Origin of the sequence: Actinomadura terrae (assembly GCF_022751215.1) — a bacterium.
Classification (GTDB): domain Bacteria; phylum Actinomycetota; class Actinomycetes; order Streptosporangiales; family Streptosporangiaceae; genus Spirillospora; species Spirillospora terrae.
Genome location: NZ_JAICDG010000002.1, coordinates 2,123,051 through 2,137,804 on the forward strand (window position 1 = coordinate 2,123,051; position 14,754 = coordinate 2,137,804).

General features: G+C 73.9%; 12 protein-coding genes. 11 read left to right on the top strand and 1 reads right to left on the bottom strand.

Annotated features, from left to right (window positions below; translation table 11 throughout):
- Nucleotides 1-66: 66 nt before the first annotated feature.
- Nucleotides 67-1,071: a hypothetical protein gene (locus K2F47_RS19690; RefSeq protein WP_242905808.1), complete on the top strand. Its 1,005-nt coding sequence runs from the start codon at nucleotides 67-69 to the stop codon at nucleotides 1,069-1,071.
- Here the strand turns inward: K2F47_RS19690 and K2F47_RS19695 are convergent.
- On the bottom strand, nucleotides 1,016-2,254 hold the full coding sequence (locus tag K2F47_RS19695) for a folylpolyglutamate synthase/dihydrofolate synthase family protein (protein ID WP_242905810.1): 1,239 nt from the start codon (nucleotides 2,252-2,254) through the stop codon (nucleotides 1,016-1,018). The two genes, K2F47_RS19690 and K2F47_RS19695, sit on opposite strands and share 56 nt — an antisense overlap.
- Nucleotides 2,255-2,396: 142 nt before the next feature.
- Here K2F47_RS19695 and K2F47_RS19700 point away from each other — a divergent pair, with 142 nt between their 5' ends.
- From K2F47_RS19700 to K2F47_RS19745, 10 genes are all read left to right on the top strand, one after another.
- Nucleotides 2,397-3,764: a bifunctional folylpolyglutamate synthase/dihydrofolate synthase gene (locus tag K2F47_RS19700; protein ID WP_242906020.1), complete on the top strand. Its 1,368-nt coding sequence runs from the start codon at nucleotides 2,397-2,399 to the stop codon at nucleotides 3,762-3,764.
- 5 nt (nucleotides 3,765-3,769) lie between these two features.
- Complete coding sequence (locus K2F47_RS19705) at nucleotides 3,770-4,177, top strand: DUF4233 domain-containing protein (RefSeq protein ID WP_242905811.1); 408 nt, start codon at nucleotides 3,770-3,772, stop codon at nucleotides 4,175-4,177.
- A 120-nt stretch (nucleotides 4,178-4,297) separates the two neighbouring features.
- Nucleotides 4,298-5,866: a hypothetical protein gene (locus K2F47_RS19710; RefSeq protein ID WP_242905813.1), complete on the top strand. Its 1,569-nt coding sequence runs from the start codon at nucleotides 4,298-4,300 to the stop codon at nucleotides 5,864-5,866.
- Nucleotides 5,867-5,973: 107 nt separating this feature from the next.
- Nucleotides 5,974-6,384 (top strand): nucleoside-diphosphate kinase, encoded by a 411-nt coding sequence (gene ndk / locus K2F47_RS19715; RefSeq protein WP_242905815.1) that lies wholly within the window; start codon nucleotides 5,974-5,976, stop codon nucleotides 6,382-6,384.
- A gap of 205 nt (nucleotides 6,385-6,589) precedes the next feature.
- On the top strand, nucleotides 6,590-7,624 hold the full coding sequence (locus K2F47_RS19720; protein ID WP_067461266.1) for a rod shape-determining protein: 1,035 nt from the start codon (nucleotides 6,590-6,592) through the stop codon (nucleotides 7,622-7,624).
- Nucleotides 7,625-7,661: 37 nt separating this feature from the next.
- Nucleotides 7,662-8,681: a rod shape-determining protein MreC gene (gene mreC, locus K2F47_RS19725; protein ID WP_242905817.1), complete on the top strand. Its 1,020-nt coding sequence runs from the start codon at nucleotides 7,662-7,664 to the stop codon at nucleotides 8,679-8,681.
- Between the two features lies 1 nt (nucleotide 8,682).
- Nucleotides 8,683-9,282, top strand: coding sequence for a rod shape-determining protein MreD (gene mreD / locus K2F47_RS19730; protein ID WP_242905819.1), 600 nt, complete (start codon nucleotides 8,683-8,685; stop codon nucleotides 9,280-9,282).
- Nucleotides 9,279-11,351, top strand: a complete 2,073-nt coding sequence (gene mrdA, locus K2F47_RS19735) for a penicillin-binding protein 2 (protein ID WP_242905820.1) — start codon at nucleotides 9,279-9,281, stop codon at nucleotides 11,349-11,351. Before mreD ends, mrdA begins: the two co-directional genes overlap by 4 nt.
- Nucleotides 11,348-12,529, top strand: coding sequence for a rod shape-determining protein RodA (gene rodA / locus K2F47_RS19740; protein ID WP_242905822.1), 1,182 nt, complete (start codon nucleotides 11,348-11,350; stop codon nucleotides 12,527-12,529). The genes mrdA and rodA overlap by 4 nt, the downstream gene beginning before the upstream one ends.
- 80 nt (nucleotides 12,530-12,609) lie before the next feature.
- On the top strand, nucleotides 12,610-14,532 hold the full coding sequence (locus K2F47_RS19745) for a TIGR03960 family B12-binding radical SAM protein (RefSeq protein WP_242905824.1): 1,923 nt from the start codon (nucleotides 12,610-12,612) through the stop codon (nucleotides 14,530-14,532).
- Nucleotides 14,533-14,754: the final 222 nt, after the last annotated feature.

A 14,754-nucleotide genomic window follows, 5' to 3' on the forward strand; every position in this document is an offset into this window, starting at 1 on the left:
CGATCCGTCTCGTCCGCGGGCCGTGGGGGGTGTCCCGGCGCGGGCAAGGGAATCTTCGGGAGTGCAATGGCCGGTTCACCTTCTCCGTCCGACGCGCCGGACGTCCCGTCCGGTGACGACGCGACCGTGCCGCGGGCCGACGCCGACCCGCAGACGCCGCCCCCGGCCGAGCCCGAGCCCGAGGCCGAGCCGGGCGCGGCGCCGGACCCGTGGGGGGCCTCGCTGCCGTGGTGGTCGGTGGAGCAGGGCGGCGGCACGGGCCCGCAGCAGGTCCCGAACGGCACGGGCCCTCATGCGGCGCCTCCCGCGCCGAACGGCACCGGGCCGCTCCCGGTGGCGCCGCAGCCTCCGGCGGCCGGGTCGGGCGAGCGCAAGCCGGTCCCGAGGCTGCTGCTGGGCGCGGGCGTCGGCGCGCTCCTCGTCGTGGTGCTCATGGCGGCCGTGCTGGCGGTCCGCTCGGACGGCGGGAAGAAGACCGGATCGGCGGTCACCGCGTCCAAGCGGAAGATCACGGCGGTCGCGGTCGCGGGCGGGCTGCACCGGGACGGCACCACGCCGCCGGTGACGAGCGCGGCGTACCCGTTCATCGCGGCAGCGATCAAGGCGGGCGGCGTCCCGGTGAGCAAGGACGGCGTGGCCGTCTACGCCGCCGACGTGGCCGGCGGGCCGGGCGCGCCGCTGAACGTGCTGTTCATGGGCGGGACGGGCGCGGTCGGCGACCCGGTGGCCTTCCTGCGGACGATCCGCCCGGCGACGTTCATCGCCGCGCAGGACACCGGCGCGGGCAAGGACGGCGGGCGCGCGCTGTGCGGGTCGTTCGCCGTGCTGGCGGAAGTGCACGTCTACTGCGCGTGGGCGACGAAGGACTCCTACGGCGTGGTCGCGTCCAACACCGCCGTGCGCGCAGCCGCGGCCGCGGCGACCGCGACGAACACGTTGGACGCCGTGGAGTCCCCGGGCACCGCGCACGACGTGACGGCGGCGGCGAACCAGGAGATCCCGGTGGTGGCCGACCTCATGCGCCGGATCCGCCAGGACGTGGAGAAGCCGCGGGAGAAGCCCCGGCGTTGAACAGCCGCCTCGTGCGGGCGCCCACCGCGTCGAGGACGAGGGCGGTGAAGTAGACCGTCCCGACGGCGACGATGTGGTGCCCGAGGGTGGCGAGCGACGCGGGCGTGACGGCGTCCGCGTCGACGACGTCCCAGGACGGCGGGAGCGCGCGGGTGAAGCGCAGGTGCGCCGCCGGGAGCCGGACGAACGTCACGGGCAGGCCGCCGAGCGCGGCGACCGCGCCGTCCAGGTCCTTGTGGTCGGGCAGGCAGACGACGGCGTGGTCGACGGCGCCCCAGCGGGAGCGGGCGGCGGTGAGCGCGGCGGTGACACCGGTCCGGTCGACGGCGGAGTCGACGAGCACGGTCGTCGCCGACCCGGGGACGCGGTGCCATGACAGCCGTCCCGGCAGGACGATCGACGCCAGCACGGCCGCCGTCCGCCCGGCGGAGGGCTCGGCCGCGCCGGGCATGCGCCGCGCGGCGGCGACGCCGAGTTCGGCGCTGATCCGGCCGAGCCCGGCGGGCAGCAGGCCGGGGGCGAGGCCGCTGCCGCCGGGCTCCACGTACTCGACGCGTCCCGCCAGCGCGTCCGCGACCTCGGCGGACTGCGGCGCGGACAGCAGGGCCCGCGTCCGCGGCCCCGCCACGCCGAGCTTGTCGAGCGCGATCTCCGCGGCCGTGGCGCCGAGGACGCCGATGTGCTCGGGGAAGACGGGGGTGAGGGCGGCGACGTCGGGCGGGAACAGGCTGACCTCGTCCGAGCGTCCGCCCATGCCCGCCTCCAGGACGAGCACGTCCGCGCCCGCGTCCCGTGCGTGCAGGACGCCCGCGAGCGTGAAAAGCCCGGCGGGGGACAGGTAGCCGTCCGAGGGGGCCAGCGCGGCGATGCCGTCGCTGAGCCGCCGTCCCAGGGAGGCGAGTTCGTCCTCCGACACGGCCTGCCCGTCGATCCGTATCCGGTCGCGGTTGTCGCGCAGGCCGGGACTCGTCACCGTGCACACGCGCATGCCCGCCGCCGCCAGGAACGCCGACGCGTAGGTCGCCGCCGTGCCCTTCCCCTTGGAGCCCACGACGGTCAGGAGCGGAATGTCCAGGGAAAGGACGTCGAGGGCCTGCGCCAGCGCGCGCGCACGGGCGAGGCTGCGCTTCGCCCCGGCGGCGCGCCGTTCCCACTCGTGGAAGAAGACCTCGTCGGCGCCCATGCGTCCCATGCTCGCAGCGCCCGGGCCGGGACATGCCGCGCGGCGGTGCCGAGTAGGCTCTGAGGGTCACTTTCCGCAGTCATGGAGCATCGTGAGCCAGCCAACCGAGCCGCTCGACTACCGGGGCGCCATCGGCGCGATCATGAGCCGCGGCGTCGAGTGGGAGATCGACCCCACGCTCGACCGCGTCCGCGACCTGGTCGACGTCCTGGGCGACCCCCACCGCGCCTACCCCGTCATCCACGTGGCCGGGACGAACGGCAAGACCAGCACCGCCCGGCTCATCGAGGCGCTGCTGCGCGAGCGGGGGCTGCGCACCGGCCTCTACACCAGCCCGGAGACGACCACGCTGCGGGAGCGGATCGCGATCGACGGGGAGCCGATCAGCGAGGAGCGGTTCGTCGAGACGCTGCGCGACGTGCTGCCCTACGTCCAGATGATCGACGGCAAGCACCCGGTGCCGCTGTCGTTCTTCGAGGTCCTCACGGGGATGGCGTACGCGGCGTTCGCCGACGCGCCGGTCGACGTCGCGGTCGTCGAGACCGGGATGGGCGGCACCTGGGACGCCACCAACGTCGCCGACGGCGCGGTCGCCGTGATCACCCCGATCGGCCTGGACCACACCCGCTACCTCGGCGACACCGTCGAGGAGATCGCGGGCGAGAAGGCCGGGATCATCAAGCCCGGCGCGGTCGTGGTGCTCGCGCAGCAGCCGGTCGAGGCGGCCGAGGTGCTGCTGCGGCGGGTCGTGGAGGCCGGCGCGTCGGCGGCCCGCGAGGGCATCGAGTTCGGCGTGCTCGGCCGCGAGGTCGCGGTCGGCGGCCAGGTGCTGCGCCTCCAGGGGCTGCACGGGATCTACGACGAGGTCTTCCTGCCGCTGTTCGGCGATCACCAGGCGGGCAACGCCGCGACCGCGCTCGCCGCCGTCGAGGCGTTCGCGGGCGGCGCGGCGAGTACGGGCGAGGCGGGCCTTGAGGCCGCGACCCGCATCGCGCCTGGCGAGACCTACATCGGCGGCGACGACCGGCTCGACCCGGCCCTGGTGCGCAGCGGGTTCGCCAAGGCCGCGTCGCCGGGGCGGCTGGAGGTCGTCCGGACCGGCCCGACCGTCCTGCTGGACGCGGCGCACAACCCCGCAGGGATGGCCGCGAGCGTCGCGACCGTCACCGAGTCGTTCGGCTTCACGCGGCTCGTCGGGGTGCTCGCCGCCGCCGCCGACAAGGACGTCGCGGGCATGCTCGACCAGCTCGAACCCGTCCTCGCCGAGCTGGTCGTGACCCGCAACAGCTCGCCGCGCTCGCTGCCGCCCGAGGAGCTGGCCGAGATCGCCGAGGGCGTCTTCGGGCCCGAGCGGGTGCACATCGCCGACCGGCTGGACGACGCCATCGACCGGGCCGTCGGCCTGGCCGAGGAGACCGGCGAGTACCAGGGCGCGGGCGTCCTGATCACCGGATCGGTGGTCACGGCGGGCGACGCCAGGACGCTGCTACGCGTAGGGGAGGGCCGGTGACGGCCATGGACGCATCCAGCACGGGCACCGGCACGGGCGCGGGCTCGGAATCGGGCGAGGCGGGAGCCTCCCGGGCGCGTCCCGCCGGGGACCCGGTGCGGCGGCTGCTGGCCACGGTGCTGGCCTGCGAGGCCGTCGTGATCGCCCTCGCGATCCCGGTGGCGGTGGCCGTCCTGGACGTGAGCGGCGGCACGGCGGGCGCGGTGTGCGGGGGGCTGGCGGTCGTCTGCCTGCTGATGGCGGGGCTGCTGCGGTTCTCGTGGGCGGTGCCGGTGGGGACGGTCCTCCAGGTGCTCGTCATCGCGACCGGGTTCATGGTGCCGACCATGTTCTTCCTCGGTGCCCTGTTCGGGGCGCTCTGGGGAACGGCGATTTGGATGGGACGCAAGGCGCGGGAAGCGGCGGCGCGCTAAATTCGCGGGACGGCGCCCATTCCCGTCCGCCTGCCCTTTCCCTTGTCGGTCAATTCCGACATCTTTCTCTTTTGGGAAATGTTGGACGTTGGTGGACGGCGACCTCCGGAGGAGAAGGTCGTGTCCACCCGCACATCCGAACACCCGCCCCGCACGGCGGCATGGCGGGGCCGGGCGGCCGCCGTCACCGCCGCGTCCGGCGCGCTGGCGATGGCCGCGACCGTGCTGCCCGCCGCCGTCATGACCGTCCCCGACACCACCGCGAACGTCGCCCCCGCCGCGGCCGAGGCGCTGGGCCTCGGGACGGGCGACCTCCCCGACCTGCTGCGCGCGACCGGCCTGTCGCTGCCCGCGCTGCTGCTCGCGGTGCCGCTCGCCGCCGTCGCGGCGCGCCGGTTCTCCGCGTGCTCGGTGGCCGCGTCCGGGCTGCTCGTGCTGCTCGCCGGGATCGGCGCGGCGCGGCTCGCCGGGTCGGTGGCGCAGGCGGGGCTCGTGCGCGCGATGGAGGGCGCCGGGGCGGGCGTCGTGCTGCCCGCCTCGCTCGTCCTGATCTGGGAGCGGCGCAGCCGCGCGCTCGCCGCGCTCTGGGCGGGCGGCCTGGTCTGCGCGCTGCTCATGGCGATGCCGGTCGCGCTGCGCCTCGTCCCGGTGTCCGGCGGGACGGCGGCGGGCGGTGCCGGCTGGCGCGCCGCGCTCGCCCCCACCCCGTGGCCCGCGATCGCCGCCATTGCCGCCGTCGCGCTGTTCCTCTTCCTGCGCGGGCGCGGGCCGTGGCGGCTGCCCGCGCCGCGCCACAGCGAGCGCGGCCGGCTCGTGCTGCCGCTCGTCCCGGCGGCGGGGTTCGCGTTCCTCGCCGTCATCGCGGCGGACGCGTGGTCCCCGGGCGCGCGCCTGGCCGTCGGCGCGCTCGCGCTGCCCGCCCTGGTCGCCCTCGCGCTCGCGGGCGGCGCGGACCCGGCGGCGGGCAGCCCGCACGGCTGCGCGGTCGTCATGATCGCGGTCGGGCTGCTCGGCTACCCGGTCGCCGCGCCGCTGGCGGGGCTCGCCGCCGTGGACGCCCACGCGCGCGGCGCCGCCGGGGCATCGCTGCTGCCGTTCGCGCTCGCCGGTGCCGCCGCGATCGCGGGCGCGCTGGCGTCCGTGCGGGCGCGGCCGAGGGCGGCCGTCCTGACCGGGTACTGCCTGATGCTCGCCGCCCCGCTGCTCGGCCTCGCGGCCGATCACACGTTCGGCGGCTTGGCCGGGCGGGCGGGACTGCTCGCCGTCCTGATCCCGCTCGGCGCCGGGGCGGGCCTGGCGCTGGCCGCCTCGCTGCGGGACGCGGGCGCCGGCGCGGCGCTGTTCGGGCTGGCGCTGCTCTTCCCCGCCGTCCTCGCGGGCCAGCTCATGGTGCTGTCGCTCCAGACGTCCTGGCTCGTGCGGGCGCGTCCGGTGACGCAGGCGCAGCAACTGGACGCGCTGACCGGCGGCTACCAGGCCTGGCTCGGCCTCGCGGCCGCGTCCGCCGTGCTGCTCGCCGCCGTGACGGCACGCGCGGGCGCCCGCGCCGCCGACCGGTCCGCGCGGGCCGACGCCCAGGCCACCGGCCGCGCCCTCGCGGGGAGCAACCCGGCCCTCACGGCGGCCGACCCGGCCCTCGGCACCGCCGCCGGAGGAGCCGAGGCCGCCGCGGGCCCCGGCGCCGGGTAGGATTCGCGCGCAGTGGTGCGCGGGCCGCGGCGTGACCGGTCACGCCGGGCCGACCCCGTCGGACGGGGCGGCGCCACCCCGATCCGAACTTCCTGAGGAGAGACTCCGTGTCCGAGCGCACTCTTGTCCTGGTCAAGCCCGACGGTGTCCGCCGCGGCGTCGTCGGCGAGGTGATCGCGCGGATCGAGCGCAAGGGCCTCACGCTCGCCGCGCTCGAACTGCGCACGCTCGCGCGCGAGACCGCCGAGGCGCACTACGAGGAGCACGCCAGCAAGCCGTTCTTCGGCGAGCTGGTCGAGTTCATCACCGGCGGCCCGCTGGTCGCGATGGTGGTCGAGGGCCCGCGCGCCATCGAGGCGTTCCGCGCCCTCGCCGGCGCCACCGACCCGGTGAGCGCCGCCCCCGGCACGATCCGCGGCGACTTCGCGCTGGAGATCGGCGAGAACATCGTGCACGGCTCCGACTCCACCTACTCCGCCGAGCGCGAGATCAAGCTGTTCTTCCCCGAACTGGGCTGACCCCACCGGACGACGCGCACGCGCGCACATCGACACACGCGGGCCGGCCGACCGGCCCGCGTTGTGTTTTAACTAAAACCACCCTGCTCAGCACACGAATTTTTGGCGACGCGCGCGTCAGGGGTGACTGCCCGCTGGCGTGTGAGCACGTTACGATGGACAGGCCGCTATACACGCCCGTCAACATGAAGGGCTCCCTTTCTTCATGGGTAACAAGCTGTCGTTTCTTGGCCGTGACATGGCGGTCGATCTTGGCACTGCCAACACGCTGGTGTACGTGCGCGGGCGTGGCATCGTCCTGAACGAACCCTCGGTGGTGGCGATCAACACCAACACCGGGAAGATCGTCGCGGTGGGCATCGAGGCGAAGCGGATGATCGGCCGCACACCCGGCAACATCGTCGCCGTCCGCCCGCTCAAGGACGGCGTGATCGCCGACTTCGACGTCACCGAGCGGATGCTCCGCTACTTCATCCAGAAGGTGCACAAGCGCCGGCACTTCGCCAAACCGCGCATCGTGGTGGCGGTGCCGAGCGGCATCACCGGCGTGGAGCAGCGGGCCGTCAAGGAGGCCGGGTACCAGGCCGGCGCCCGCCGCGTCTACATCATCGAGGAGCCCATGGCCGCCGCGATCGGCGCCGGGCTGCCCGTCTACGAGCCCACCGGCAACATGGTCGTCGACATCGGCGGCGGTACCACCGAGGTCGCGATCATCTCGCTCGGCGGCATCGTCACGAGCCAGTCGGTCCGCGTCGGCGGCGACGAACTCGACCAGGCGGTCATCTCCTTCTCCAAGAAGGAGTACTCGCTGATGCTCGGGGAACGGACCGCCGAGGAGATCAAGATGGCGATCGGTTCCGCCTATCCGGGCGGGGACGAGGAGCCGCACGCCGAGATCCGCGGCCGCGACCTGGTGAGCGGGCTGCCGAAGACCGTCGTGATCTCCGCCGAGGAGGTGCGGCGCGCGATCGAGGAGCCGGTCAACTCCATCGTGGACGCGGTGAAGACCACGCTCGACAAGTGCCCGCCCGAGCTGTCGGGCGACATCATGGACCGCGGGATCGCCCTCACCGGCGGCGGAGCGCTGCTGAAGAACCTCGACGAGCGGCTCCGCGAGGAGACCGGCATGCCGATCCACCTCGTGGACAACCCGCTCGACTCGGTCGTCCTCGGCACCGGCAAGTGCGTCGAGGACTTCGAGTCGCTCCGGCAGGTGCTCGTCCCGGAGCCGCGGCACTGAGCTCCCGGCGAAACCAGGAGAAACGGGAGGTCGGTGGGTGAAGGACACCCGGCGGACCCGCGTGGTCCTCGGCGCGCTGATCGTCACGGCGCTCGCGATGATCACCGTGGACTACCGCGGCGGGGAGCACTCCCCGCTGAGCGGGCTGCGCGACGTCGGCGCGACGGTGTTCGGCCCGGTCGAGCGGGCCTCGGCGTCGGTCGTGCGGCCGGTCGGCGACACCTTCGACGCCGTCACCGACGCGCCGGGCGAGCGCCGCCGCGCCGACCGGCTCGAACGCGAGAACCAGCGGCTGCGCGAGCAGCTGCGCGCGGGCCGCCTCGACCAGGACCGCTCCGCCCAGCTCCGGCAGCTGCTCGGCACCGCCGGGACCGGCGGCTACAAGATCCGCGCCGCGCAGGTGATCTCCGCCGGGCAGGGCTTCGAGGACACCGTCACGATCGACGTCGGCAGCCGGGCGGGCATCAGGCCCGACATGACCGTGATGAGCGCCCAGGGGCTCGTCGGCCGCGTCACCCGCGTCGGCCCCGCCACCGCGACCGTGCTGCTCGCCACCGACCAGACGTCCTCGATCGGCTCCCGCCTGGAGGACTCCAAGGAGATCGGGATCGTGCAGGGCCGGGGCCGCCGCGGCCTCGGCAACGGCGGAACCCCGCTGCGCTTCCAGCTGCTGGACGCGGCGGCGCCGATGCGCGTCGGGCAGCGCGTCGTCACGCTCGGGTCGCAGGGCGAGCGGCCCTACGTGCCGGGCGTCCCGATCGGCGTCGTCGAGCGCATCGACAACTCCAGCGGCGGGCTGACCCGCACCGCCTACATCCGCCCGTTCGTCCGCTTCACCAGCCTGGACGTGGTCGCCGTGGTCGTCGCGCCGCCGAGGCGCGACCCGGGCGACGCGGTGCTGCCGCCGAAGCCGACCCCGCCGCCGTCCCCGAGCCCGGCGCCGAGCGGGAAGCCGAGCGGGAAGCCGAGCCCGGGCGCGACGCCGTCCGGGGACCCGGGGAAGGCCAGGCCGCGCGGCACCAAGAGTCCGGCCACGAGACCGACCGCAGAGGACTGACGTGCTGAACGTGCCGGAGAAGTCGCAGACCGGGCGCCGGGTGATCACCGTCCTGGTGGTCGCGGCCGCGCTGATCCTCCAGGTGTCGGTGGCCAACCGGCTGCCGACGCCCGGCGGTGTGCAGCCCGACCTCGTCCTGCTGGCCGTCGTGGCGCTCGCCCTGGTCAGCGGGTCGATGACCGGGATGGTCACCGGGTTCCTGGCGGGCCTCGCCGCCGACATCGTCCCGCCCGCCGACCACACGCTCGGGCGCTACGCCCTCGTCTACTGCCTCATCGGCTACCTGTGCGGGATCGCCTCCGCCGAGATGGACCGCCAGTCGGTCGTCCCGTTCTTCGCCGTCGCCGCCGGGGCCCTCGCGGGCACCGTGCTGTACGCGGCGACCGGGATGATCCTCGGCGACCCGCGCGCCGAGTGGGGCACGGTGTCGCGGATGGTGCCGCTCCAGGTCGTCTACGACGTGGTCGCCAGCCCGTTCGTCGTGTGGGCGGTGCTGCGCGTCACCCGCAAGTTCGAGCGCGGCGAACGCGCGCGCGGCGACCGGTTCTCGGTGCCCGCCGCCCGCTACCGCGCGATGTCGGGGCGGAGCGCGCGGCTGTGAATCCGAGGACGCACTTCCGGCTCGTGGTGCTGTACGTCCTCGTCGGGGCGCTGCTGCTGGTGCTGGTCGGGCGGCTGTGGTCGCTCCAGGTGCTGTCGGGCACGCACTACCGGCAGGTCGCCGCGCAGAACCGCACCCGCGACATCGTCGTCCCCGCGATCCGCGGCATGATCCTGGACGGCCAGGGCCGCCCGCTGGTCCGCAACCGCAGCGCCCTCGTCGTCTCCGTCGACCGCACGTCGCTGTCGCGGCAGAAGGACCACGGCACCTCCGTCCTGAGGCGGCTCGCCGGGGTCCTCGGCACGAGCCAGGACGAGATCGAGAAGCGGATCCGGCTGTGCGGCCCCGGCATCAAGCGGCCGTGCTGGCCGGGCTCCCCGTACCAGCCGATTCCCGTGGACGACCGCGTCGACCCCCGCCGCGCGTTGCAGATCATGGAGCGGCAGGAGGACTTCCCCGGCGTCACCGCGCAGGTGCAGGCGATCCGCGACTACCCGCGTCCCGAGGGCGCGGGCGCCGCGCAGGCGCTCGGCTACCTCCAGCCGATCACCCAGGAGGAGCTCGACAAGCGCAAGGGCCTGAAGGTCACCGGGTACAGCGGCGTCGACCTGATCGGGCGCGCGGGCCTTGAGGCGCAGTACGACGCCGAGCTGCGCGGCGAGCCCGGGTACCGCAAGGTGCTCGTCGACAGCCAGGGCCGCGTCACCGGGACCGCCGCCGAGAAGGCGCCGGTCGTCGGCGGCAACCTCGTCACCAGCCTCGACGCGGGCGTGCAGGGCGCGGCCGAGAAGGCGCTCCAGGCCGCGGTCGATGGCGCGCGAAAGGCGGGCCGCAAGGCCGACGCCGGCGCCGCCGTGGTGATGGACGTGCAGACCGGCAAGATGGTCGCGATGGCCAGCTACCCCACCTACGACCCGGGCATCTGGACCGGCGGCATCTCCCAGGACGAGTACGACGGGCTGCTCGGCAAGAAGAAGGGCGAGCCGCTGACCTCGCGCGTCACGCAGGGCCAGTTCGCCCCGGGCTCCACGTTCAAGATCTCCTCGGTGGCGGCGGCGGTCAAGGACGGGTACTCGCTGAACGGCATCTACCCGTGCCCCGGCTCCTACAACGTCGGCAGCCGCGCGTTCACGAACTTCGAGGGCCAGGGCCACGGGAGCATGAACCTGCACGAGGCGCTGGTCGTCTCCTGCGACACGATCTTCTACAAGTTCGCCTACGAGGAGTGGCTGCGCGACGGGGGCATGAAGCCGAAGAAGAACCCGTCCGACCCGATGGTGGGCATGGCGCGCGCCTTCGGGTTCGGCGCCCGCACCGGCATCGACCTGCCGAGCGAGACGCCCGGCCGCATCCCCGACCGGTCCTGGAAGCGCTCCTACTGGGAGGCGACCAGGAAGGCCGACTGCAAGGGCGCCAAGGAGGGCTACCCGAGCGTCGCCAAGACCGACCCGGCCCGCGCTGCCTACCTGCGCTCGATCGCGTCCGAGAACTGCACCGAGGGCTTCGTCTGGCGCGCGGGCGACGCCGCGAACTTCTCCGTCGGGCAGGGCGACGTGCTGGTCACGCCGCTCCAGCTCGCCCGCGCCTACGCGGCGCTCGCCAACGGCGGACGCCTGGTCACGCCCCACCTCGGCGTCGCGCTGATGCGGCCGGACGGCTCGCTCCTGCGCCGCATCCCGCAGCAGCCCGAGCAGAGGCTGCCGGTGGACGGCAAGGTCCTCAAGTACGTCCGCGGCGGCCTCACCGACGTGACCAAGAAGGGCACCGCCGCCGGCGCGTTCTCCGGCTTCGACTTCGACCGCGTCGACGTCGCCGGGAAGACCGGGACCGCCGAGGTCTACGGCAAGGACGACACATCCTGGTTCGCCTCGTTCGGGCCGGCGGGCAAGCCCCGCTTCGCGGTGATCGCGATGATCTCCCAGGGCGGCACGGGCGCGTCCACCGCGGCCCCCGCCGTCCGCGCGATCTGGGAGGCCATGTACGGGACGAAGGACAAGAAGCCCCTCCTGAAGGACGGCAGGCTCCCGTCCGAGCTACCGAAGCCCCCGGCCGATGGAGCGTCGCCGTGAACGAGGCGAATGTCGGGTCTGTCGGCGGGTATCGCGACCGGGCGCTGTGGCAGAACGCGGTCGCCGGGCTGCGCCGGCTCGACTGGACGCTGTGCCTGACCGTGCTCGTGCTGTCGCTGATCGGCGCGCTGCTGGTCCGCTCGGCGACGTTCCAGCTGATGACCGACCAGGGCAAGGACCCGGAGGGCTTCCTCAAGCGGCACATGCTGAACCTGCTGATCGGGTTCGCGCTCGGCGGCCTCGTGACCGTGCTCGACTACCGGCTGCTGCGCGCCTACGTCCCGATCCTGTACGGGCTGGCCTGCGTGGGGCTGGTCGCCGTGCTCACCCCGCTCGGCTCGACGATCAACGGCTCGCACTCGTGGATCGTGGTCGGCGGCGGGTTCCAGGTGCAGCCGTCGGAGTTCGCCAAGGTCGGGCTCGTCGTGCTGCTCGCGATGATCCTCGGCGAGCCGCGCGACGGCGAGATCGGCCCGGGCCGCCGCGACGTGCTGCTCGCGCTCGCGCTCGCGGGCGTCCCGGCGGCGCTGATCATGCTCCAGCCCGACCTCGGCACGACGCTGGTGTTCACCGCCGTGGTGCTCGGCATGCTGGCGGTCTCGGGCGCCCGCAAGCGCTGGCTCGTCGGACTGGTCGGCGGCGGCCTCGCCGCGGGCTTCGCGGTGTGGTTCTTCGGCCTGCTCAAGCCCTACCAGCTCGACCGGTTCACCGCGTTCATGGACCCCTCCGCCGACCCGCGCGGTGCCGGGTACAACGCCCAGCAGGCGCGGATCGCGATCGGCTCCGGCGGGACGTTCGGCAAGGGCCTGTTCAACGGCGAGCAGACCGGCGGGCACTTCGTCCCCGAGCAGCAGACCGACTTCATCTTCACGGTCGCGGGGGAGGAGCTCGGCTTCGTCGGCGCCGCCGTGATCATCCTTCTGCTCGGCGTCGTGCTGTGGCGCGGGCTGCGCATCGCGTCCCAGGCCGCCGACCTGTTCGGCACGCTGGTCGCGACCGGGGTGGTGTGCTGGCTGGCGTTCCAGACGTTCGAGAACGTCGGGATGACGGTCGGGATCATGCCGATCACCGGGTTGCCGCTGCCGTTCGTGTCCTACGGCGGCTCCGCCACGTTCGCGAACATGATCGCCTTCGGGCTGCTCCAGGCGGTACACGTCCGCCGCAGGCCCTTCGACTGACCGGCCGGACGGGGCGGGTGCCCGCCCGCGCGGCGGTAGGCTGGACGTTCGCCCATGGCCCCACCACGGAGGACACCGCCATGCCCGTCCAGTCGATCTTCCCGCGACTGGAGCCGCTGCTCCCGCGCGTGCAAAAGCCGATCCAGTACGTCGGTGGGGAGTTGAACTCCCAGGTCAAGGACTGGGACGAGGCCGAGGTCCGGTGGGCGCTGATGTACCCGGACGCCTACGAGGTCGGGCTGCCGAACCAGGGCGTCCAGATCCTCTACGAGATCCTCAACGAGCGCGACGGCGTCCTCGCGGAGCGGACCTACTCGGTCTGGCCCGACATGGAGGCCGTCATGCGCGAGCACGGCCTCCCGCAGTTCACCGTGGACGCGCACCGTCCGGTCGCGGCGTTCGACGTGTTCGGCGTGTCGTTCTCCACCGAGCTCGGCTACACCAACCTGCTGACCGCGCTCGACCTCGCCGGTATCCCGCTGCGCGCCGCCGACCGGGGCGAGGAGCACCCGATCGTGCTGGCGGGCGGGCACGCCGCGTTCAACCCCGAGCCGATCGCCGACTTCCTCGACGCCGCCGTCCTGGGCGATGGCGAGGAGGTCGCGCTGGCGATCACCGAAGTGATCCGCGAGTGGAAGGCCGAGGGCCGCCCCGACGGGCGGGACGGGCTGCTGCTGCGCCTCGCCGCGTCCGGCGGCGTGTACGTGCCGCGCTTCTACGACGTGACCTACCTGCCGGACGGGCGGATCCAGCGGGTCGCGCCGAACCGTCCGGGCGTGCCGTGGCGGGTCGAGAAGCACACGGTCATGGACCTCGACCAGTGGCCCTACCCGAGGAAGCCGCTGGTCCCGCTCGCCGAGACCGTGCACGAGCGGTTCAGCGTCGAGATCTTCCGCGGCTGCACCCGGGGCTGCCGGTTCTGCCAGGCCGGGATGATCACCCGTCCGGTGCGGGAGCGGTCGATCACCACGATCGGCGCGATGGTCGAGCAGGGCCTGTCGGAGTCGGGCTTCCAGGAGGTCGGGCTGCTCAGCCTGTCCAGCGCCGACCACAGCGAGATCGGCGAGGTCGCCAAGGGGCTCGCCGACCGCTACGAGGGCACCAACACCTCGCTCTCGCTCCCCTCCACCCGCGTGGACGCCTTCAACATCACGCTCGCCAACGAGTTCTCGCGCGGCGGGCGGCGCTCCGGGCTGACGTTCGCGCCCGAGGGCGGCTCCGAGCGGATGCGCAAGGTGATCAACAAGATGGTCACCGAGGACGACCTGATCCGCACCGTCGGCACCGCCTACGCCAACGGCTGGCGGCAGGTCAAGCTGTACTTCATGTGCGGGCTGCCCACCGAGGAGGACGAGGACGTCCTCGCGATCGCCGGGATGGCCCGCCGCGTCATCCAGGCCGGGCGCGAGGCCACCGGCCGCAAGGACATCCGCTGCACGGTGTCCATCGGCGGGTTCGTCCCGAAGCCGCACACCCCCTTCCAGTGGGCCGCCCAGTGCGACCACGAGACCGTCGACCGCCGCCTGCACGCGCTCAAGGACGCCCTGCGCGCCGACCGCGAGTACGGCCGCGCGATCGGGCTGCGCTACCACGACGGCCGCCCGTCCATCGTCGAGGGCCTGCTCTCGCGCGGCGACCGGCGGGTCGGCGAGGTCATCCGCGCCGTCTGGGAGGACGGCGGCCGCTTCGACGGCTGGAGCGAGCACTTCTCCTACGAGCGCTGGACGGCCGCCGCCGCCAAGGTCTTCGCCGGTCAGCCCGTCGACCTCGACTGGTACACGGTCCGCGAGCGCGACGAGGTCGAAGTGCTCCCGTGGGACCACCTCGACGCCGGGCTCGACCGCGAGTGGCTCTGGCAGGACTGGCAGGACGCGGTCGAGGAGACCGAGGTCGAGGACTGCCGCTGGACGCCCTGCTACGACTGCGGCGTCTGCCCGACGATGGGCACCGAGATCCAGATCGGCCCCACGGGCAAGAAGCTGCTGCCGCTGTCGGTCGTCTGAAACCGGACGCGGAGGGCGCCCGGAGGGCGGCTCCGCCTCGCGTATGCCCAGGCCGAACGGGATTCGACCGGGCCTGAACCGGCCGCGCGGAACGCCCTGAGCTGCGGGGCTTGCGCCCGACCGGCCCCGGCCGGGGGCGAAACGGCGCGCCGGGCCCCGTACTCTATAGGGAGACGTTTTCGACTCGACCACGAGTAGGAAGGACGAAGAGCCCTGGCACCC